Source organism: Xanthobacter pseudotagetidis, assembly GCF_043194795.2.
GTDB lineage: Bacteria > Pseudomonadota > Alphaproteobacteria > Rhizobiales > Xanthobacteraceae > Xanthobacter > Xanthobacter tagetidis_A.
Genome location: NZ_CM195534.1, coordinates 1,628,317 through 1,648,560 on the forward strand (window position 1 = coordinate 1,628,317; position 20,244 = coordinate 1,648,560).

23 protein-coding genes and 1 pseudogene are annotated in these 20,244 nt (G+C 64.4%); 18 read left to right on the forward strand and 6 right to left on the reverse strand.

The window, feature by feature from the left end; all coding sequences use genetic code 11:
* Window positions 1-19: 19 nt before the first annotated feature.
* A complete protein-coding gene (locus V5F67_RS07455) occupies window positions 20-658 on the reverse strand; it encodes a DUF1989 domain-containing protein (protein WP_394022077.1) in 639 nt (212 codons plus the stop codon).
* 243 nt (window positions 659-901) lie between these two features.
* Here V5F67_RS07455 and V5F67_RS07460 point away from each other — a divergent pair, with 243 nt between their 5' ends.
* The 14 genes from V5F67_RS07460 (at window position 902) to V5F67_RS07525 (ending at window position 12,328) form a co-directional block, all read left to right on the forward strand.
* The gene (locus V5F67_RS07460) at window positions 902-1,630 is read left to right on the forward strand and encodes a GntR family transcriptional regulator (protein ID WP_394022076.1); all 729 of its coding nucleotides are present in this window, start codon (window positions 902-904) and stop codon (window positions 1,628-1,630) included.
* 35 nt (window positions 1,631-1,665) lie between these two features.
* Window positions 1,666-2,265: a carboxymuconolactone decarboxylase family protein gene (locus tag V5F67_RS07465; protein ID WP_394022075.1), complete on the forward strand. Its 600-nt coding sequence runs from the start codon at window positions 1,666-1,668 to the stop codon at window positions 2,263-2,265.
* A 71-nt stretch (window positions 2,266-2,336) separates the two neighbouring features.
* Window positions 2,337-2,873 (forward strand): 3-isopropylmalate dehydratase small subunit, encoded by a 537-nt coding sequence (locus tag V5F67_RS07470; RefSeq protein WP_394022074.1) that lies wholly within the window; start codon window positions 2,337-2,339, stop codon window positions 2,871-2,873.
* Window positions 2,803-4,119 carry a 3-isopropylmalate dehydratase large subunit gene (locus V5F67_RS07475; protein WP_394022073.1) on the forward strand — a complete coding sequence of 439 codons (1,317 nt, stop codon included), beginning with the start codon at window positions 2,803-2,805 and terminating at the stop codon, window positions 4,117-4,119. Before V5F67_RS07470 ends, V5F67_RS07475 begins: the two co-directional genes overlap by 71 nt.
* A 48-nt stretch (window positions 4,120-4,167) precedes the next feature.
* On the forward strand, window positions 4,168-5,106 hold the full coding sequence (locus V5F67_RS07480) for an ABC transporter substrate-binding protein (RefSeq protein WP_394022072.1): 939 nt from the start codon (window positions 4,168-4,170) through the stop codon (window positions 5,104-5,106).
* Between the two features lie 36 nt (window positions 5,107-5,142).
* Window positions 5,143-5,994, forward strand: a complete 852-nt coding sequence (locus tag V5F67_RS07485) for an ABC transporter ATP-binding protein (protein ID WP_394022071.1) — start codon at window positions 5,143-5,145, stop codon at window positions 5,992-5,994.
* Window positions 5,991-6,749 (forward strand): ABC transporter permease, encoded by a 759-nt coding sequence (locus tag V5F67_RS07490; RefSeq protein ID WP_394022070.1) that lies wholly within the window; start codon window positions 5,991-5,993, stop codon window positions 6,747-6,749. Before V5F67_RS07485 ends, V5F67_RS07490 begins: the two co-directional genes overlap by 4 nt.
* Window positions 6,750-6,813: 64 nt before the next feature.
* A complete protein-coding gene (locus V5F67_RS07495; RefSeq protein WP_394022069.1) occupies window positions 6,814-7,839 on the forward strand; it encodes an ABC transporter substrate-binding protein in 1,026 nt (341 codons plus the stop codon).
* Window positions 7,840-7,895: 56 nt separating this feature from the next.
* Entirely contained in the window at window positions 7,896-8,324 is a 429-nt protein-coding gene (locus V5F67_RS07500) for a RidA family protein (RefSeq protein WP_394022068.1), read from the forward strand.
* A gap of 3 nt (window positions 8,325-8,327) precedes the next feature.
* Window positions 8,328-9,203, forward strand: a complete 876-nt coding sequence (locus tag V5F67_RS07505) for a fumarylacetoacetate hydrolase family protein (protein ID WP_394022067.1) — start codon at window positions 8,328-8,330, stop codon at window positions 9,201-9,203.
* Window positions 9,204-9,208: 5 nt separating this feature from the next.
* A complete protein-coding gene (gene trxB, locus V5F67_RS07510; RefSeq protein WP_394022066.1) occupies window positions 9,209-10,159 on the forward strand; it encodes a thioredoxin-disulfide reductase in 951 nt (316 codons plus the stop codon).
* Window positions 10,160-10,191: 32 nt separating this feature from the next.
* Window positions 10,192-10,512 (forward strand): thioredoxin, encoded by a 321-nt coding sequence (gene trxA, locus V5F67_RS07515; RefSeq protein WP_394022065.1) that lies wholly within the window; start codon window positions 10,192-10,194, stop codon window positions 10,510-10,512.
* Between the two features lie 578 nt (window positions 10,513-11,090).
* Window positions 11,091-11,642, forward strand: coding sequence for a recombinase family protein (locus V5F67_RS07520; RefSeq protein WP_394022064.1), 552 nt, complete (start codon window positions 11,091-11,093; stop codon window positions 11,640-11,642).
* 398 nt (window positions 11,643-12,040) lie between these two features.
* Window positions 12,041-12,328 carry a GNAT family N-acetyltransferase gene (locus V5F67_RS07525; protein WP_394022063.1) on the forward strand — a complete coding sequence of 96 codons (288 nt, stop codon included), beginning with the start codon at window positions 12,041-12,043 and terminating at the stop codon, window positions 12,326-12,328.
* Window positions 12,329-12,702: 374 nt separating this feature from the next.
* Here the strand turns inward: V5F67_RS07525 and V5F67_RS07530 are convergent, their stop codons facing one another.
* The gene (locus tag V5F67_RS07530; protein ID WP_394022062.1) at window positions 12,703-13,050 is read right to left on the reverse strand and encodes an ArsC family reductase; all 348 of its coding nucleotides are present in this window, start codon (window positions 13,048-13,050) and stop codon (window positions 12,703-12,705) included.
* A gap of 233 nt (window positions 13,051-13,283) precedes the next feature.
* On the opposite strand from V5F67_RS07530, the gene V5F67_RS07535 reads away from it, so the two are divergent.
* Window positions 13,284-14,246, forward strand: a complete 963-nt coding sequence (locus V5F67_RS07535; RefSeq protein ID WP_394022061.1) for a methyltransferase domain-containing protein — start codon at window positions 13,284-13,286, stop codon at window positions 14,244-14,246.
* 13 nt (window positions 14,247-14,259) lie between these two features.
* On the opposite strand, the gene V5F67_RS07540 is transcribed toward V5F67_RS07535, so the two are convergent.
* Complete coding sequence (locus tag V5F67_RS07540; protein ID WP_394022060.1) at window positions 14,260-15,894, reverse strand: methyltransferase domain-containing protein; 1,635 nt, start codon at window positions 15,892-15,894, stop codon at window positions 14,260-14,262.
* 127 nt (window positions 15,895-16,021) lie between these two features.
* Here V5F67_RS07540 and V5F67_RS07545 point away from each other — a divergent pair, with 127 nt between their 5' ends.
* Window positions 16,022-17,269, forward strand: a complete 1,248-nt coding sequence (locus tag V5F67_RS07545; protein ID WP_509210623.1) for a rhamnan synthesis F family protein — start codon at window positions 16,022-16,024, stop codon at window positions 17,267-17,269.
* A gap of 11 nt (window positions 17,270-17,280) precedes the next feature.
* On the opposite strand, the gene V5F67_RS07550 is transcribed toward V5F67_RS07545, so the two are convergent.
* Window positions 17,281-17,460: a type 2 periplasmic-binding domain-containing protein gene (locus V5F67_RS07550; protein ID WP_394022058.1), complete on the reverse strand. Its 180-nt coding sequence runs from the start codon at window positions 17,458-17,460 to the stop codon at window positions 17,281-17,283.
* A gap of 65 nt (window positions 17,461-17,525) precedes the next feature.
* On the opposite strand from V5F67_RS07550, the pseudogene V5F67_RS07555 reads away from it, so the two are divergent.
* Together V5F67_RS07555 and V5F67_RS07560 are read left to right on the forward strand one after the other, a co-directional pair.
* Window positions 17,526-17,696 (forward strand): annotated as a pseudogene (locus tag V5F67_RS07555) (transposase); the annotation flags it as partial.
* Window positions 17,697-17,731: 35 nt separating this feature from the next.
* On the forward strand, window positions 17,732-18,430 hold the full coding sequence (locus V5F67_RS07560; protein ID WP_394022057.1) for an autotransporter-associated beta strand repeat-containing protein: 699 nt from the start codon (window positions 17,732-17,734) through the stop codon (window positions 18,428-18,430).
* A gap of 280 nt (window positions 18,431-18,710) precedes the next feature.
* Here the strand turns inward: V5F67_RS07560 and V5F67_RS07565 are convergent, their stop codons facing one another.
* Both V5F67_RS07565 and V5F67_RS07570 read right to left on the reverse strand, forming a co-directional pair.
* Window positions 18,711-19,061, reverse strand: a complete 351-nt coding sequence (locus tag V5F67_RS07565; protein WP_394022056.1) for a hypothetical protein — start codon at window positions 19,059-19,061, stop codon at window positions 18,711-18,713.
* Between the two features lie 6 nt (window positions 19,062-19,067).
* Window positions 19,068-20,231: an LVIVD repeat-containing protein gene (locus V5F67_RS07570; RefSeq protein ID WP_394022055.1), complete on the reverse strand. Its 1,164-nt coding sequence runs from the start codon at window positions 20,229-20,231 to the stop codon at window positions 19,068-19,070.
* Between the last annotated feature and the right edge of the window lie 13 nt (window positions 20,232-20,244).

Below are 20,244 nucleotides of genomic sequence, written 5' to 3' on the forward strand. Positions count from 1 at the left end.
GTGCGCACTGGGACGCGGCTCACACGTCCTCGTGCGGCTCCCAGCAGATGGTCATGATCTCGGTCGGGGTGAAATCATTCACCGGATTGTTGATCTGCGGGCAGTTCGAAATCACGGCCAGCACGTCGCATTCGGCGCGCAGATCGACATAGTCCCCAGGCATTGAAATTCCAGGACCCATGTCCATCGCGCCATCGGCGCCGACCGGCACATACATGAAGAAGTTGACGTTTGCGGCCAGGTCCCGCGGCCCCATGCCGTATCGCTTCAGTTCGCGAAGGAAGTTGTCGCGGCAATTCGGCTGGTCCTTCGCGCCATAGCGGAACGCGTTCAGCCGAGCGCTGCAGCACCCGCCGATCGTGTCGTGGTGACCGCACGTATCGGCGACGATGGTAAACAGAGCCGTCAGATTGACGCTGTAGAGGACCGTCCCTGTCGTTAGGAAAATTCCGGTGGGGTTGATCTTCATCGTGTCAGCCGCAGCGTAGCGGTCGACGTGGTCGGCGGCATTGTAGCAGAGGAAGTCGACCGCCTGCTTGCCCTTGAGATCGACGATCCGCAGGACTTCGCCCGCCTTCATCACGCGGCTCCAGGACTCTCCGGCGTCGATAACGGTCTGAGCGAGGCGTACGCCGTCGACCAATTCATAGTCACGCATCCCAATCTCCCGTCATCTGCCGCCCCGATTTCGCCCACTCACCAAGCGGACGCTCTGGCATACGGAACGGCCCGGATCGCGTCGCCCTCGCGAGTTCAGCGGGTTAGCTGGCGACGCCCTAATGGCTAAATGTATACATAAATATCAGTTGACATAAATAGCAGTGTGCTCGGATACTCACTCGCAATTCGGGGGCCAAGTTCATGGGCCACCGGCCAGCAGGGAGGCCGATCGGAGTCGCGCATGGAAGAACGCGAATTTAGAAGCGCCGAGGAGATGGTTTTTCAATACCTCCGAAAGGCCATCCTCGCGGGCGAGATCACCGAGCAGACGCCCATCAATCAGGCGGAGATCGCCGCGGCGTTGAAGGTCAGCCGGATTCCGGTGCGCGACGCCCTGCAGCGCCTTCAGTCGGTGGGGCTATTGGTCATCCAGCCGAACCGGCGGGCGGTCGTGCCGAGCTTCACCATCTCGGAGATCAACGAGATTTTCGAGATGCGCGCCTCTCTGGAAGGTCTCGCGGCGCGTTACGCGGCGGAAAATCTGACCGCCAACGATGTCGCGGAGCTGGCGGCGCTAGCCGAGATGATGCGCCGGTTGCCCGACCTCGACAGCTACACCCGGCGCCACGATGCCTTTCACGATTTGATCGGACAGCGCTCCGGTCTGGCCCGTGTGCGCAAGGAAACCAACCGTCTGCGCGAGATCGTCACGCCGTACATACGAATCCACGGCGATGTCTCGCATTCCGCCGAGCTCGACGAGGAAACGCACGAAGCGCTCGTGGACGTGTTTCACAAGCGTGATCCGGACAAGGCCGAGCGGGCCATGGCCAATCACATCCGCGGCGCCGGCCGCCAGCTCATGGCGACTCTGCAGGGGCTCACGGCGGGCGAGCCGGCCGCCGGCGTTCCGCGCGGCAAGGCTCCCAACCCGATCAAGGATGCGCCGTCCGCGAACCCTGTTCCCTAGCGTGGCTTCCATTCAATTCGTGAGAGGATACGGACATGGTCGACAAGGTCGTTCTCAAGAAGCCGAATGAAGTAACTGCGGAAGCAGCGGAAATTTTCGAGGATATCCGCAAGACCAAGGGTGCGAACTTCCTGACGCCGACCTGGGGCTTCTTTGCCCTCGACATCGACCTGCTGCGTCACTGGTGGGGGCTGACGAAGCGCCTTCAGATGGCGGAGGGTTCGTTGCCGAAGCCGCTGCTGAACAGCATTTCGCTGGTCTGCGCTGCCGAAGTCGACTGCCCGCGCTGCATCAACAATCACCAGACGCACCTGATCGAGCACTTCGGCATGACTGAGGACGACGTCCACGAGGTCCTCAACTTCGAGAAGTCGACCAAGCTCGACGGCAAGACCAAGGCGGTGCTGAGCTTCGCCAGAAAGATGGCGTTCGCGCTCGGCACCACCGACGAGGATTTCAACGAGTTGCGCCGGCACGGGGTCGACGACGTCGGCGTGGCGGAGATCGTCTCGATGGCAATGCTCGAATCCGGCATGGCCAGGCACGCCGTCGGCGTGGCCCCGTTCGAGGACGGGGACCAGTGGCCGCGAGACAACCTGCCAAGCAAGTTCTACGGCGAGAACGTCAATCGCTGACACCGAGCCTGCCGCGCCTGCCTCAGAGCGGCGCGGCACCTTGTTGAGCCATTCCTACGGCGGGAAGCGAGATGAATGCGAGCGTCATCAGCGGCAGCGTGGCAGTCCTCGGGGATTTCGTCTCGGCGGACGTGCTGCTTCCCGCGCGCTATTCCTTTCTTCCGCCGGAGGAAATGGCACGCAATCTTCTGACGGACCTGTCCCTACAGGCCAACGAAGCGGCGTGCCGGCACCCCGTCTTGGTGGTGGGCGAGGCGTTCGGCTATGGCACCGGCCGCGAGTCTCCGGCGCGGGCGCTGCGCGCGGCCGGGGTGAAGGCGGTGGTCGGGGGACCGTTCGCCCGGATGTTCTTTCGCAACGCGATCAACAACGGCGTCCTCGTCATCGACTGCCCGGCGCTGCGCGCGGCGGGCCTCGCGGAAGGCGAGGAGATCGTCATCGACATCGACGCGGGACATATCGCGGCGAAGGGAGAGACCTTCCCCATCGCCCCCGTACCGGAAGCGGTGAAGCGCATCATCGAGGCCGGAAGCCTGATTGATTACGGCCGCATGCTCATGGCTGCTCAGAACCAGGGAGGCGTCGATGCGCCCGCAGACGGTCGCTGAAAAAATCCTCGCGCGGGCGGCTGGACTTGGCGCCGTGGTGCCCAACCAGATCGTCGAGGCGGTTCCGGACTTCAGCTATTCCCACGACTACGCCTATTTCGCGATCGACGCCTTTGAGAAGATGGGCGCCACGTCGGTTCACAACCCCGAGCGCATCGCGGTTTGCTTCGATCACGGCACCCCGGCGGACAATTTGCGGGACGCAAACAATCATAAGATCGTTCGCGCGTTCGCGCGGCGGCATCGGTTTGCCGAGTTCTATGAGGGCGGCGTCGGCATCGCGCATCAGGTGATGGTCGAGAAGGGCTTCGTGGTGCCAGGCGCCCTTGTGTGCTGCAACGATTCCCATGCGCCGTCGGGCGGCTCCGTTGGCGCGTTCGCCATCGGCATCGGCGAGACCGAGATGGGCTTTCTCTGGGCGGTGGGCAAGCTGTGGCTCAAGGTGCCGCAGACCATGCGGGTGGAACTGTCCGGCCAGATGCCGAAAGGGGTCTACGCCAAGGACATCATCCTCCACATGATTGCCAGGCTAGGAGTGCTCGGCGGGCTCTACCAGGTCATGGAATATCACGGCGAAGCGGCACGCCGGCTGAGCATCTCCGAGCGGTTCACCCTCTGCAACATGGCGGCCGAGCTGGGCGGGAAGGGGGGCATCTTCCCCTATGACGACATCACCGCCGCTTTCGAGAAGAGCCGGGCGCGCTTTCCCTTCGCGCCGGTGCTGCCGGATTCCGACGCGGAATATTCCAGCACGTTCCACCTCGACCTTTCCGAACTCGAGCCCATGGTCGCCCTCCCAGGCCGCGAGGATCGCGGCCTGCCTGTGAGCGAGGTCCAGGGGCGCAAGGTTCAGCAGATCTTCATCGGTTCCTGCACCAACGCCCGCGTCGACGACCTCGCCATCGCCGCACAGATCCTGCGGGGCCAGCGCGTGCACCCGGATGTGCGGCTGATGGTGGTGCCGGCGTCGCGGGAGGTGGCCGTGGAATCGACCCGCAACGGCGATCTGCTCGCGCTGATGGAGGCCGGAGCCACCGTGCTGCCGAGCGGGTGCGCGGTCTGCGCCGGCGCGCACCAGGGCGTTCTAGGGGACGGGGAGGTCTGCCTTTCCACCAGCAATCGCAACATGCCCGGCCGCATGGGCAACAACAATGCGGAGATCATGCTCTGCAGCCCGGCGACAGCGGCGGCCAGCGCGCTGACCGGAGTGGTCACCGACGTCCGTCCCCTTCTGAAGGTGGCCTGAGCCATGACACCGAATTCACTTACGGTCGGAATCGCGCAATCCGACCGCATGCAGCCCCTGCTCGACCGGCGTATCGAAATTCCCGGCACGCGGCTGGAGTTCGATCTCTCCGCGGTCGATCGCATCTTCTGGCGTGCGCTGCATTCGGATGATTTCGACGTCACCGAAATGTCCCTTGCGGCCTACTGCATCCTCATGTCGCGCGGAGAGCGGCCGTTCGTCGGCATTCCGGTCTTCACCTCCCGCATGTTCCGCCACAGCTCCATCTACGTGCACCGGGACAGCGGCATCACCCGCCCTGAAGATCTTCGCGGGCGCCGCATCGGCATTCCCGAGTACCAGATGACGGCAGTGGTGTGGATGCGTGGAGTGCTCGAGGAATACTATGGCGTGGCGGCGCGGGAGGTGAAGTGGTTCAAGGGCGGCGTCGGGACCCCCGGTCGCATCGAGCGCATTCCGCTGCGCCTGCCGGACGGCTACGACGTCACGGAGATTCCCGTGACCGACACGCTGCAGGCCTATCTCCTCGACGGCCGGATCGACGCCCTCATAACGGCGAAGATGCCGCCGGCCTTCCTCGAGGGCGACGCGCGCATGGTCCGCCTGTTCAGCGACCCCGTGGCCGCGGAGCGGAAATACTTCGCCGAGACCGGCATCTTCCCCATCATGCATGTGCTGGTGATGCGGCAGCGCGCCTACGACGCGGCGCCGGAGCTCGCCGCCCGCCTCCTTGAGGCCTTCGAGAACGCGAAGGCCGTTTCCCTGGCGCGCCTCTACGACACGGACGCGCTGCCCTACATGGTGCCCTGGCTCGTCCCCGACATGGAGGACACCTTCGCCGCCCTGGGGCGTGATTTCTGGCCCTATGGGATCGCGCGCAACCGCGCCGGCCTGCAGACCTTCCTCGATTATCTTCGGTGTCAGGATCTTCTTGAGACACCTGTCGAGGTCAACGACCTGTTCGCGCCGGAGTTCGTGGATACCTGAAGCCTACTCAAGGAAGGCGGGAGAATGTTGGCTCCGATGACCAAAGCCGAGACCATTCGGGCGCAGTCCACCGCAAGCGGCGCACCAGCGGCCGAGGCAATCTCCGCGGCCGGGCTCACCTTCTCAGCCAAGGACAACAAGGGACGCGAGCTGACCATTCTCGACGGCGTGGACCTTTCGGTCCGGGAGGGCGAGTTCGTCGCGATCGTCGGCCCCTCCGGATGTGGCAAGAGCACGCTGCTCAATCTCGTCGCCGGACTCATTCCCTGCGCCGGCAGCAAGCTCAAGCTGTTCGGCGCGCCGGTCACCGGAATAGATCCGCGGATCGGCTACGTGTTCCAGACCCACGCCCTCCTGCCCTGGCGCACGGTACTGGGCAACGTGGAGATCGGCCCCGAGATCAAGGGGCTGCCCGCGACAGAGCGGCGGCGGCAGGCGGTCGAGGTCCTGCGCCAGCTGGGGCTCGAAGGTTTCGAGGACCACTACCCGGCCCAAATCTCCGGCGGCATGCGGCAGCGGGTCGGGCTTGCGCGGACACTGGTGGCCGGACCCGAGGTGATCCTCATGGACGAGCCTTTCGGCGCCCTCGACGCCCAGACGAAGCTCCTGATCCAGGACATCTTCATCAATTACTGGGAAAGCCACCGAAAGACGGTGCTGTTTGTCACCCACGACCTGGGCGAGGCCATCACGATGGCGGACCGGATCCTCGTCATGAGCGCGCGCCCAGGCCGCTTCAAAGCCACCTACACCGTCGACATTCCCCGTCCCCGTGCGCTGGCGCAGGTCCGGCGCCTGCCCCAGTACACGACGTACTGGGAAAGCATCTGGGAAGACCTCAAAGACGAAGCGAAGACCGCGCTTCTCGCCGACGGGAGTGGCCGATGAGCATCAGGATATACGTCTACCGGCTCCTGGTGCTCGCCGGGACCCTCGGCCTCTGGCAGGGGCTTACCAGCAGCGGCCTCGCCAATCCGTTCTGGACCAGCAGCCCGGCCCTCATTGCCGAGCGGACCTGGAAGCTGGTCCTCGACGGGGAGATTTTCTACCACTTCGGCATCACCATCAACGAGGCGTTCAGCGGCCTGGTGGCCGGCACGATCGCGGGGGTCATCCTCGGCCTCGCCACCAGCGTCAACCGGACGTTCGGCATGGTGTTCGAGCCGTTCATCATCGCCCTGAACAGCCTGCCGCGGGTAGCGCTCGGCCCGCTGCTGGTGATGTATGTCGGCATCGGCTTCGCCTCGAAGTTCCTGCTGGCCTTCTCGCTGGTCGTGGTCGTGGTGATGCTGAGCACGTTCGAAGGCGTGAGGTCGGTCGATCCCACCCTCATCAGCGCGCTGCGCACGCTCCAGGCCAGCAAGCGGCAGCTTTTCACCAAGCTGCTGCTTCCCAACAGCATTCCCTGGATCCTGTCGGCGGTTCGGGTGTCCATTCCCTTTGCGATCATCGGCGCCATCGTCGGCGAGTTCATCTCCGCCCAGGCCGGCATCGGCTTCATGATCGACGAGGCAAGCGGCGCATTCGATACGACCGGCATGCTGACGCCGCTGCTGTGGCTGATGGTTTTCGCATTCACGCTGGACCGCGCCGTCCTTGCGCTCTCCACGCATCTCATGCGCTGGCGTCCTGTCGCCCTCTGAATAAAACGGCAAAACGCCTCATAAATAAAAAATAGAACCTGTCTCCACCAGAGAGGATTTCATCATGCAGAAAATACATATCGGCGCGTTATTCAGGCGAAGAATAGCTATTGTCGTGAGTGCCTTGCTCCTGGCAATGACCCCGCAGGTCGCGTCAGCCCAGACCAAAATCAAAATCGGCAGCTCTGTAAAATCGATATTCTCGCTGCCACTTTATGTGGCCGAGGCCAACGGATACTACAAGGAAGAGGGTCTCGATGTTGAAACCATCTTCTTTTCCGGCGGGCCGGCAGCGACCGCCGCGCTAATCGGCGGCTCAGTCCAGTTCATTTCCTCGGCGTTCGAGAACACCCTCAAGCTCGCCCAGCGCGGGCAGCCGGTTATCAACGTGATGACCATGCAGGCCGATTTCAGCGGCGCGCTGGTGGTCCACAAGCGGATCGCCCAGAAGTTGGGGCGCCCGGTCAAGATCGAAGACATGAAAGGCCTGCGCATCGGCACGCTCCAGCGCGGAGGCTTTGCCGACAGCGCCATCCGTTACATGCTGATCGACGCCGGCATAGACCCGGACAAGGATGTCAGCCTTATCCCCGTCCGCGGCTTCGACAAGCACATCGCCTCGGCCGCGGCCGGGGAGATCGATGCCAGCCTGATGGTCGAGCCGTGGCAGACGATCGCCGTCTATGAGGTTGGCGACTGGGATATGATCACCAACATCACTCTGGGCGAAGGCCCGGCCGTTTTCCACGACATCGGCTACTGCACGCTACAGGTTACGCCGGCCTATTTGGCAGCAAACCGTCCAGTTGTCGAAAAGGTAGTGCGGGCGCTCGCCAAGGCGCAGGTCTTCATCCGCGATCGCGCCAACCTGGAGCGCACCGTTGCCATCGCGCAAGCGGTGTTCGGTGAGATCAAGCCGGAGACCCTTCACCGCAGCATCGAGGCGCAGCTCGCGACATTCCGGCCTGCGGTCAAGCAGGACATGATCGACAAGACCATGGACCTGTTGCTTAAGAACGGGCAAATCACAGGCGCTGCGCCCGACCTCAAGACCATTTCCGATGTCAGTTTCCAGGAATACTGGAAGTAAAAGCTGGCCGGCTGTCGAGAGGCAGCCGGTCGTCACCCAATAACGCCAGGGAGCCCATGTTCATGACCGTCCGTCCCAAGGTTGAATACCTCGATCCGCCCCTTTCCGGGCCTGCCCAGGGCTCCTACAGCCATTGCGCGCGCGTCAGCGCTGGCGACCTTGTGTTCATCGCCGGTCAGCTCTCGATCGACAAATCCGGAAACGTTGTGGGAAAGAACGATTTCGAAGCCCAGTTTCGGCAAGTATTCTCCAACATGAAGATCGTTCTGGATGAGCTTGGCCTGACCTTCAACGATATCGCCAAGTTCACGACCTATTTCGTGCATTCGCAGGATATCGAGGCTTTCATGCGCCTGCGTAATGAGCTGTTCCCTGCCCTGTTCGCGACCACGCAGTTTCCTCCCAATACCATCTGTGTGCTTGATCGGCTGGTGAAGGAGGATTTCCTGTTCGAGGTCGAAGCCGTCGCGCGGGCGAAGGATTGAGCGATGCGGCTGATCAGCTTCGAACAGCACGGTCGCGTCGGCACCGGCCTTGTCGATCCTTCCGGGCGTACGGTAAGCCGCCTGTGCGCCGCAGACGGGACCTCGCCGACCATGCTTGATCTCGTGCGATCCGCGGGCGCGCCTGCCTCAGTCGCCGCCGAACCGCAGGACGCAACGCCGATCGAGGATGTGACGGTGCTCGCGCCATTCCCAAGCCTGCTGAGAAATATCATCTGCGTTGGCAAGAACTATCGTGCCCATGCAGCCGAGTTCGAGGCGAGTGGCTTTGATTCCAGCTCCCAGAGCGAAGTGGTGCCGCAGTTTCCGGTCTTCTTCACCAAGGGATCGAATACGGTCATTGCCGACGGCGCGCCCATTCCCGCCAGTTCGGACACGACCAACTCGGTCGACTATGAGGGCGAGCTCTGCGTGGTGGTCGGCCGGAAGGGACGCAACATCGCACCCGGGCAGGCCCTCGATCACGTCTTCGGCTACACCCTGATCAACGACGTCACCTCGCGCGTGTTGCAGGGCCAGCACAAACAATGGTTCCTCGGAAAGAACCTCGACGGGTTCTGTCCCATGGGACCCGCGCTCGTCACCCGCGACGAAATTCCGGACGTGGAAGCGCTGAGGCTGACGACCCATGTGAACGGAGAGCTCAGGCAGTCGGCCGCGCTCAGCGACCTTCTGTTCGACATTCCGACGCTGATCGCCACCCTTTCGGCTCAGATCACCCTTGAGCCCGGCGACATCATCGCTACCGGGACCCCCCAGGGGGTCGGCATCGGCTTCAAACCGCCGCGCTACCTGCGTCCGGGCGACACCGTCACGATCCGCGTGGACGGCATCGGCACGCTCTCGAACCCGGTCCGGTGACCTTGATGACGATGATCGATCATCATTCCGACATCCTGATCCTCGGCTCAGGCGCGGCCGGATGTACAGCCGCGATATATGCCGCGAGGGCCAACCGGCGGCCGATCGTCATCTCCGGAAGCCAACCCGGTGGCCAGCTCACCATAACCACAGACGTCGAGAACTTTCCGGGCTTCGCCGACATGATCCAGGGTCCATGGCTCATGGAGCAGATGCAGAAGCAGGCGGAGCATGTCGGCGCGCGCTTCGTCAACGATACGATCGAGGAGCTTGAATGCCTGCCCGATGCGTTTGTTTGTCGGGGCGAGTCCGGGGTTCGATATCACGGCCGCAGCCTGATCGTCGCCACCGGCGCATCGGCGCGGTGGCTCGGCCTTGAAAGCGAGCGACGCTATCGCGGCTACGGCGTCTCCGCCTGCGCGACCTGCGACGGCTTCTTTTTCCGCAACAAGCACGTCGCCGTGGTGGGCGGTGGAAACACCGCGGTGGAAGAAGCGATCTATCTGACCAACCATGCCGCAAAGGTCACCCTGATCCATCGGCGCGATATCCTGCGCGCCGAGCGCATCGCACAGCAGCGCCTGCTGGCGAACGCGAAAATAGAGGTGTGCTGGAACAGCGAGGTGGACGAGATTCTCGGCGATCCCGAGCGGCCCGAGGTCACGGCCTTGCGCCTGAAAGACACCGTCACCGGCGGGTTCCGGGACCTGCCTGTCGATGGCGTATTCATCGCCATCGGCCACAGCCCGAACACGTCCTTGTTCGCGGGCCGGCTGGATCTCGACGAGGATGGCTACATCGTCACGAAGCCCGGTAGCACCGTCACGAGCCGGGCGGGTGTATTCGCCGCCGGCGACGTCCAGGACCGGCACTTTCGACAGGCCGTCACGGCCGCGGGCTCCGGATGCATGAGCGCGCTGGAGGCGGAGCGGTTTCTTTTGAATACGACGGGCTGAGGCCTGTTCGCTGAGAATCGGGAGCAACTGATATGTCCCAGACAGCAGATGATGTGCATTTCGACGATATCGTGGCGCGGCAGAGCGGAACCGTCCTGGTTGATTTCTGGGCGCCCTGGTGCAAGCCATGCGCCGCGATGACGCCGATCCTTGAGGAGGCAGAACTCGCCGCGAACGGAACCTTCACTCTGTTGAAGGTGAACGTTGACGAATGTGAGCAGCTCGCGGAGCGCTTCAGCGTGAAGAGCCTCCCGACGCTGGTGCTTTTGGCCAAGGATGGACGACAGTTCCGTCGTGTGGGAGCCGCATCCCGCCAGAACATTGAACAATGGATCGATACGTCTCTTGGATGATTTGGCCCCACGGCTTGGTAATTTCGTGTGCCCTCCCGGCATCTTTACCATGGCGCACTGCGTTGGAATTCCGCGGTGCAGCCACACGATGGTGCGAGCCCTCCTCTTTTTCGTGTCCTACAGCTCGCTTTCCCATATGGGGCGTTCTGCCGGCTCACCGACGAGCCTTCAATGACATGCAATCGCGGGCCAGGGGAGTGATGAGGAAGACGGGGCACGAATTCGCGTGGCGGCAGAGATGGCTGAGTTTGCCGACAAGGCCGCATGATGAAAGCGATAAGGCGGATAATGCCAGAAGGCCGCGAGGCAACCAAACAGCTTGTCTGCTTTCGCCTGCAAGCCGACCGGCGACAACGTCTGAATGTCGTAGATAGGACGCGAACCCTCGCTGCGCCCCCTTTTCAGAATGTCCAATTGCCGGCGAGATACCAATGAGATACCAATTTTCGCCTCGAATGCAAATCTGAAGTGATGAAATCTTCCTTCTCTGTCTCAAAAATCAAAATATCTGAGACATTCTGCGGCACGTTGTTTTTCAGTGACTTGATTGTCTCATTTATTAGTCTCATAGTGCGCGCATGATCGTTGGCTATGCACGCGTTTCAACTGATGGGCAGACGCTCGAAAGCCAGATCGAACACCTCAAATCCACGGGCTGCCAAAAGATCTTCGCCGAGACGGCGAGCGGAGCCAAGACTGACCGCCGTGAGCTGCGCCGCTGCGTTGCGAGCCTCTCTGAAGACGACGTGCTCATGGTGGTGCGGCTCGATCGTCTGGCACGGTCGACGCGGGACCTGCTGAACGTGCTGGCAGAGGTGGGGGAGAAGGGCGCTGCCTTTCGATCTCTCTCCGACGCCTGGGCAGACACCACCACGCCCCACGGACGGCTGATGCTGACGGTGCTGGGAGGCCTCGCCGAGTTCGAGCGCGAACTGATCAAGGCCAGGACCAGCGAGGGGCGTACGCGAGCCAAGGCGCAAGGCATCAAGTTCGGCCCCAAGCATGCTTTGACGATCGAACAGCGCGCCTACGTCGCAAAGCTTCGCCAGGCCGGCGAGAGCGTTCGCCAGATCGCTCGCATCATGGGCGTGAGCAAAGCCACCATCAGCCGAATTGCTCCAGAGCTTTGATTCCGAATGGCGCGGCTCCGAAAGCGACGCCGACATTCTCACGGCTTGAAGCAGTGCTCGCGGTGCCAGCCGGATGCGCCCCAGCAGCTCTCGGCCGCATGTTCTGTCGTTTGAGGGCCTTCGCTGGTGCCGATCCGGCCGGAGGGCGTTCTCCTCCACCAGCGGCGTTGATGGCCCGGCAGTGCGTCGATCCTGTCACTGGCGTGGCGGAGGCCGTGTGGGTCGAAAATCTGCTCTCGCGGCGCCCACCAGCGAAACGCAAGCTCATGCTGGCGCTGCAATGGACGACCGCCCGCCCCTCCGTCACACTCCAAGGTGATCGCGCTGGCCACGGCCATTGCACCGATGATGGGCCGCGAGGATCATGCGTGGAAGATGGCTGAGAAGGAGCGGCGGCGGTGGTCTATGAGGTGCGGCACGAGGAAAGGGCCGGCCGAGGCCGCTATTTTATCGAGCTCGGCCGTGGCGCCGTGGCGGAGATGGAGTATCGCCGGGGTACCGATGGCCGCATGATCATTACGCACACCGGCGTCCCGCCAGCGTTCGAAGGTCAGGGCATCGCAGCGCAGCTTGTGGATGCCGCCGTCGCGGCCGCGCGCGCGGAGGGCTGGAAGATCACCCCGCTGTGCTCCTACGTCGCGGCGCGATTCCGGCGGCACCCGGAATGGCACGATCTGCTGGCTTAGGCGGCCCGCGCTGTGCCCGCTGCCAAGTAGGTGTTCGCTCTAGGCATGGTGTCTATAGTTCAAGGCTCTCTTCTGGGTCGTCATCAGAAATAAAAATTACTAATATGAATTTTGCATAGCGGTGCATAAGTCAATAATATTTCAATGTTGCATTGAGAGATGCAATCTATAGACAGTCGGCGCCAAAGGCGGGCAATCTCCATATGTTGTGTGCGATCCGTCCGCTCTGGCGTGCGCCCTGCCTTCATCGGATCGTCACCGAGGCGAAAGTGTGCGGCGTCTCGGGCTCGGCATTGGGCTCATTTGTTCGCAGGTGTCACGATCCAAGGCATGCAACGGAGCCGATGCCGCGAGGCGGCCCTGTCGACATGCCCCTACCGCCCGAAGAGGGCGGCGTAGCGCTCCGGCTTGAAGCCCACCTCCAGGATCTCGCCGCTCTCCAATGCGGGCCGCTTGATCATGGAGGGCTGGGCCAGCATGAGGGCGATGGCCTTGTCTTCATCGAGGCCCGTCCTGTCCTCCTCGGGCAGCTTGCGGAAGGTGGTGCCGGCGCGGTTCAACAGGGTCTCCCACCCCACCACCTTGCACCAGCGCGCGAGGGTGTCGCGGGAGATGCCCTGCTTCTTGTAGTCGTGGAAGGCGTAGGCGATGCCGGCGCCATCGAGCCAGGTCCGCGCCTTCTTCACGGTGTCGCAATTGGGGATTCCGTAGAGGGTAAGCATGCGCGGCATCCTTGGGGCGGGGGAGGGCGTGAGGACGGCGGGGCCGCCGGCCGATCTCGGCGGACCGGGCTTATGCCCGAGCATCTCCGCTGGCAACCCGGGCTTTGGCGTCGCCGGGAAGCGAAAGCACCCGCGCCTCCCCGGCCGTCACCGTCCCCCGCAGCTTCAAGCGGCAGACACCGCTTGGCCGGTGCGCTAAGGATTGGCGCGCAAGTCGCAGCGCCGAGGGAGCAATGCAGCATCTGGTTCAGCCGCCGGCGGTCGAGAGCTTCGTGTACTGGATCGACCGCTGGTCGTTCTTCCAGAACATGCTGCACATCCGTGGCCATGCCTTCTCGCCGCACCGCCGGACCACCGCCGCGCGGCTGGTGCTGCGCGATGGCGCCCAGGTGCCGCTCGCTCATTTCCGCCTGCCCAGCGCCGATCTGACAATGAATTGGGGGCGCGCGGCCGCGGCCTGCCGGATCGACGAGCGCGTGCCGTTCCCCCAGGGCGAGCAGGAGGCGCTCCACGCCCGCCTGGAGTTCACCTTCGACGACGGCACCACGCAGGTGATCGCCAACCGGGACAAGGAGGAGATCGCCGATCCCGTCCACGCGCTCCTGCGGCAGTTCTTCGCCCTGGTGCATGAGCTGCCGCCCGGCCACATGCTGGAGATCGGCTCGCGCAACCGCACCGGCGACGAATGGCGCCATCAGGTTCCACAGACCTGGCGGCACACCGGGATCGACATCGTCGACGGCCCCAACGTGGACGTGGTCGGCGACGCGCACGAGGCGAGCCGCCTCCTGCCGCACGCGGCCTTCGACGCGGTGATGTCGTTCGCCGTGTTCGAGCATCTGCTGATGCCCTGGAAGGCCGCGGTCGAGGTGAGCCGCCTTCTGAAGCCGGGCGCCATCGGCCTGATCGTGGCGCCGCACACCTGGCCGCTGCACGAGGAGCCGTGCGACTATTTCCGCTTCTCGCGCCATTCGTGGAAGGCGCTGTTCAACGCGAGCACCGGCTTCGAGATCCTCGCGGCCGCCGACGGCTGCCCCGCCTTCATCGTCGCCGAGCGCCTGTCGGGGGCTTCCGCATGGTCGGAGATGTACCGTGGCGCCCTCATGTCGGCGGTGATCTTCCGCAAGACCGGCGAAAGCCTGGTGGACTGGCCGGTGTCCATGAAGGACATCGCCGCCGACGAGTATCCCTTTTAGGCCCGTCCGCGGCCTATGCGGCGGAGGCGGTCCGGCGGGCGAGGATGGTGGTCGAGGGGCCGGCGGTCACGTTCTGGTCGTGGTCGATGGTGCGCACGTCGTCGAAGCCCAGGGCCGCGAGCGCGTCGAGGAGGTCGCCGCGGTCCAGCCATGCGGGCTCCGCCGGGATGCCGCCGCAGAACTTGGGATCGTTCTTGCCCTGATAGGGTCGCAGATAGTGCCGCACCGCGCGCCCGCGCCAGGTCCGCTCCTCGACCGCGCGGATCGGCTCCCGGCGCGGATCGCCCTCCGGCATCTGGATGTCGTCGACCACATGGGTCCACAGGAAGAGCTGGTCGGTGCGCGCCGCCAGCTGCTCCAGGAGGCGAAGCGGCTCCTCCATGTGGTAGAGCACGCCGCACGCCACGATCAGCGGCCAGCGGCGCGTGTCCGTCTCCAGGAACTTCGTGAAGTCGCCCAGCAGGAACGAGGCGCCGGCAAGGCGCCGCACCTCCTTGACGATGAGGCACTTGAGGAAAGCGAGGCGGTTCGCCTCGATCGCCAGCACGCTGTTTGCCCCCGCCTCCAGCAGCATGGCGGTGTGGCTCGCCTCCAGCGGCCCGAGCTCGAGGATGTCTAGCCCGCTGACGCCGCCGATCTGCTCGATCAGCCAGGCGATGCGCGCGTCGGCCGACAGTGGGATGTCGCCGGCCTGGGCGGCGAAGCTGTCGGGGATGGCCGCCACCCAGGAGCCGGCCATCACGTCGACGGCGTTCTGGGCGGACGGCGCGCGGGGCTCGTAGGCCTCCTTCAGGGCGAAGGCGGGCTGCTCCTGCGGCACGGGCGGGACCGCGCGCCCCGGCCCCACCGCGCCAGCCTCGGCAAGGATGTTCCGGGCCAGCTCGATGCGCGTGAGCGGCGGAGGCGGCGCGGCGGGGGACAGGACGACGAAAAACTCGCAGCCGATGGAATCATGGAACTCCAGCTCCCCGAGCTGCGTCAGGCCGGCCGCGCGCAGGTCGTCCACGATCAGGCGGAAGCTGGACGGCACGAACACCCAGGCATGGCAGTCCACATAGGCGTCCTGTGAGGCCACCGCCGCGGCGTATCCAGCCTGCGCCGTTCCGGTCAGGGCGAAGGCGCCGTCGTTGCGGTCCGCCCAGATGAAGGCGCCGTCCCGCAGGGTGGACAGGGCGAGATGATCGAACAGGTTGCCCGGGTCGTGCCGCGTGCGGCCTTCGAGATAGGCGCGCAGCATGTCGCCGGTGGTGCTGACGGGGCGGAAATAGTCGAACGTGAAGCGCCGGTCGGGGACCATGAGGAAGAGCTTGCCGTCCGGCTTCAGGGCGCGCTCGCAGCGCTGCAGGAAGCCGATCGGATCGGGCAGGTGCTCGAAGACGTGGCTGGCGACGATGTAGTCGAACTTCATGCCGGGCGGCAGCAGCTTCGTCAGCTCGCCGCCGTCGTCGATGGCGTCCACCGGCTCGATGCGGTCGACGTCGACGCCGTGGGGGCGGTACTTCTCCCTCAGCGCCTCCTCGTCCGCGTGGTCGACCACAAAGACGTTGTAGCCGTCCTTCTTGGCGAGGATCGGATTGTAGGAGGGGCCGAACTCGACGCCGATCAGGTTGTGTCCCACGATCGAGCGTACATACGCGCGAAAATCCATAACCATCCCTCCGACGCGCTGTCTGCCGCGAATACGTGGGCATAACGCGGTGGAGCCTATATAGTGCGCACACGATCGTCACAACGGTAACATAAAGAATAATTGAAATGGCGGGACAAAAAAGGAAATGAAAATTGACCTTCATAAATTTGGCTATTGGTCTTATGTAACGACGAAAAAAATTCGCCAGTTACCGAAGGTCATTGCCGACTATAGGCCAAAATTCTCAGTTGACGATACCATTACTCCGGCGGTCGGGTCAGTTTATGCCATCGTCGTCTGCTACGCCGGATTTGGTGCGACAGACGATTTTATTGAACTCCTGAAGGCGTTGCGCAGGGCGAACGTCAATCCGATCCTCGTCTGCAACGGCGCGCCGAGGGGGCCGGCGCTGGCGAGGCTGCGCGCGCATGCCCATCGCATTCTCGTGCGCCGTAATGTGGGGCGCGACATCGGCGCCTATCGCGCGGCAACTTTGTACCTCAATGAACAGCAGTTGCCGGCCTCCCGCGTCCTTTATTTCAACGACAGCGTCATCTATCTCGCCGGTCCCGAACTGGACCGCATGGTGCGGCAGCTCGCGGAGGGCGAATACCCGGTCATCGGCACGTTCGAGAACCACGAGTTCGAGCACCATATCGGCTCGTACGCCTTCTCCATCAGCGCCGAGGTGTTCGGCAATCGCCGCATGCTGAAGTTCTGGCGCGCCTACCGCCCATACGACGTGCGCCCCCATGCCATCCACCACGGGGAGATCGGCCTGTCGCGGCGGATGAAGAAGCTCGGCTTCAACATCGACGTCATCTATTCGGTGGACCGCCTGAGCGCGAAGCTCCACGCCATGGACGCGGTCGATATCCTCGGGCTGGTCAAATACATGCCCATGGCGTGGCGCTCGATGTTCCTCGATCGCACCCGCCAGGGGCCGCTCGGGCTCGGCGCCCGCCTGCGCGGCGAGTTCGCGGCGCGGCCGCCTGCGCCGGTCCAGGACAAGCCGCGCGGGCTCAGTACCATCGGCACCGTGGCGCCGCGCCCGCGTGGCGTCGTCGGCGCCTCCGAGACCGACAGCGCGCAGTATGCCGCTGCGCAGCAGGAGCTCTCGAAGCTGGCCCTGATCGACCTGCTGCTGGGCGAAATCTCGGTGCACAGCCAGGTCCATTCCGGCTTCGGCGTCTACCATGTTCTGATGGGCGCGCCGCTGGTGAAGAAGGACCTCCTGCAGCGCGGCATCTGGGTGGAGCACGACTGCAGCCTGATCCTGAGCGACATGCGGCCGGATTTGCGGGAGGCGGTCATGCGCCAGCTCATCAATCGCGGCCGCCCGGTCCATGTGCGGGGCATCAAGCGCTTCATGCTCCATCACGGGCTGGAATAGCGCGCCGTCGGTCAGGAACCGATGGAAGTCGGCCAGGTGCCGCCGGCCATGAGGCGGCGGATCTCGGGCCGCACGATGCGGCTCACCGACAGCAGGCCGCGGGTCACCTCATCCGCTACCGCATAGGTGGGCAGGATGGTGTAGAGCCGGCTCCTGGCGCACACGTCCTTCGTGGTGGTGATGGTCTCCACCTCGATCTTGATGTCCAGGGTGATGCCGAGGCGGCACGCGCCCTTGCCACCCGTGCCGCAGGCACGGAATCTCGGATGCCACGCTCTACAAGTGGAAGGCGAAGGACGGGGGCATGACGGCCTCCGAGACGGCCCGGCTTCGCACCCTCGAGGAGGAGAACAGGCGGCTGAAGAAGCTGCTGGCCGAGCAGGTGCTCGACAATGCGGTGCTGAAGGATCTGCTCGGAAAAAACTGAGCTCGCCTGCGGCGCGGTTCGCGACGGTGAAGCGCGTGATCGACGATCACGGCTACTCGGAGCGCGGGGCCTGCAGGCTGATCGGAGTAGATCGATCGAGCTTCCAGTATCAGCGCGAGGCGGATGCCGCCACCGTCATCGCCGTCCTGGTGGTGGTGCAGGTGGCGATCGCGCGGCCGAACCTGCTGCCGCGCGTGGCGCTGCTGGTGCCGTTCGTCGCCATCCTCTGGATGACCGGCCATTTCGAGCGCGTGCGCGAGTTCGTGCGCAAGCCCTGTGTCATCGGCTCCCACATGCATGCCAACGGCTTCCGGGTGGAGGACTATCCCCTCCTCCAGCGCGACGGCGTGCTGGCCTACGCCACCTGTTCGAACCCGCTCACGCCTGCCGAGCAGGCCGGCTTGCCGCTGGGCCTCTCCGAGGCCCAGCGGAAGGCGCGCCTCGCCGAGATCCAGCTCGGCAAGGACGTGTTCATGACCACCTGCTCGCGCTGCCACACCGGGCACGGGGTCAACGCCGTCACCGCCCACCGCACCGCCGTGATCCACGAAGCGGATGTGACGCACCTCACCGGCGCCAACACCTATTCCGGCGGCACCTGGCTCACGGGCGGCACGCTTGTCGTCGCCGCGGATGCCAGTCTCGGCGGCGCGGTTGGCGGGATCGCCTTCGACGGCGGATCCGATCAAATTGAACAATCTGCTCGGATCGCGCCAGAGGGTTCAGATCCATGAAATGGTTGGCGTGAGAGGCGGGTTGCGATTCACGGCTTCCGAGAGGAAGGGACGACGATCGGGACCTGTTCTGGCTGACGGATGCGCAGTTTGCGCGGATTGAGCCCACCTGCCGCAGGACACGCGCGGCAAGCCGTGTGTCGATGGCCGCCACCACATCCGCGAGCAAGCATTGATCGACAAGCGTGATGCCCAGCTGGTCGAAGCTATGGCAAAGACCGTTGATCCGTGGCCATTCGTTGGACCGCCGGAAGTTAGAGTTTCCGGCCTATGCGCTGGCCTATTGACGAAGGACAGCCCCGGAAGAATGCGGAAGAAGCGACCTTGCTTCCTGTGCGAAATCCACCTGGGGCTGGAGCAACATCCCGGGGATCGCGTCGCAGGCCAGGAGCCCGCGGGGCCTGCGCGTCGCATGTCGCATGCGCATCATCCGTACGGTGCGATCGTAGGACTGCTTCACGACGCAGAGGTCGGACCACGCGATGGCGCCGCCCTTGAGGCCGAAGAAGATCAGCCAAGCCTCCTCGGGCGGCCGATGCCCCAGCCTCGCCGCCAAGGCGCGGGCGGGCTCCATGAGGCCGGGATCAAAGGCAATCCGCTCGGAAACATCGCCCTGCTCGCACGCGCACATCGCGGCTCAGCCTTCCATTTCGAGAATGTCGAGGCCACGGAAGCGGTCGATCAGGTAGACGAGGCCGCGAGCGCGGTCGACATAGAGGTCGTTGGTCTGGACATGCGCCTCACCGGCGCCCGGCTCGGGGATGAAACGCCCCACCTCGGTCGGTCGGTAGATGTCGGAGATGTCCACCGCCCGGAGCCCGCCGGCGAACCAGACCGAGAGCACCGTGGTGCTGTCGATCACCTCCTGCGGCTGGTGGGCGCCGAACCAGCACTTGGGATCGAACGGCTTGTCGTTTTCGACCCGGAAGGCGGAGATCGGCACCGGATGCGCCTCGTCGGTCACGTCGACGATCCACATGAAGGCGTTGGGCGCCGGCGCGAGGCGGTCGGCCACCTCCTCGTCGGTGCACACCAGCACCTTGCGACCCATGATCTCGAACGGCACCGGCGCCGCGGTGTGGGTCGGACAGGGGTAAGGCGGGCTCCAGTCGAGGCCGCTGATGAAGCGCGGCCTCGAGATGTCCTCGATCCCCAGGATCACGAACCCGCCGTGCCAGTAGCTGGTGTAGAGCCGGTCGCCGCGCCGCAGGGGATGGTGGCAGCGCGAGCGCCGCCCGCCCCAGTTCGGCACCTCGCCGCCGGCGAGCCACTGGCCGGGCATCCACCAGCGCCCGGCCTCCACCGGGTTTTCCGGGTCGGCGATGTCGACGATCACCACGATGTCGCCCAGGAAGCCGTGCTCCTCGGAGGAGATATAGGCGTAGCGCGGATCGGAATCGAAGCGATGGGTGCCGAGCGAGCGATAGGCGCCGATCTCCCGCGGGCGGGCCTTGTCGGCGATGTCGTAGAGCCGGATGCCGCCGCTGAAGCCGGCCTTTTCCGCGTCGAGCGTCTGGTTGAGGATCACCTCGACCGGTACCTTGTCCTGCGGCCCCGTGGGCTCGGGCCGGTTCAGCTCGCGGTTGACGATCATCACGTCGCCATGGACGCGGACCTTGTGGGAATGGACGTTGGCGGGCACCTCGACGGTCGCCGTCACGCGCGGGTTCAGCGGATCCGCGCAGTTGATGAGCGTGGTGCCGTGCGGAGGCCGCAGGTGCCCCACATAGGCGAAGTCGCCCTGCGCGAACACCTGCCCGCCGCCGGGAATGTCGAGACGTGCCAGGTGCCGGAACTTCACGGGAGGTCCCTCC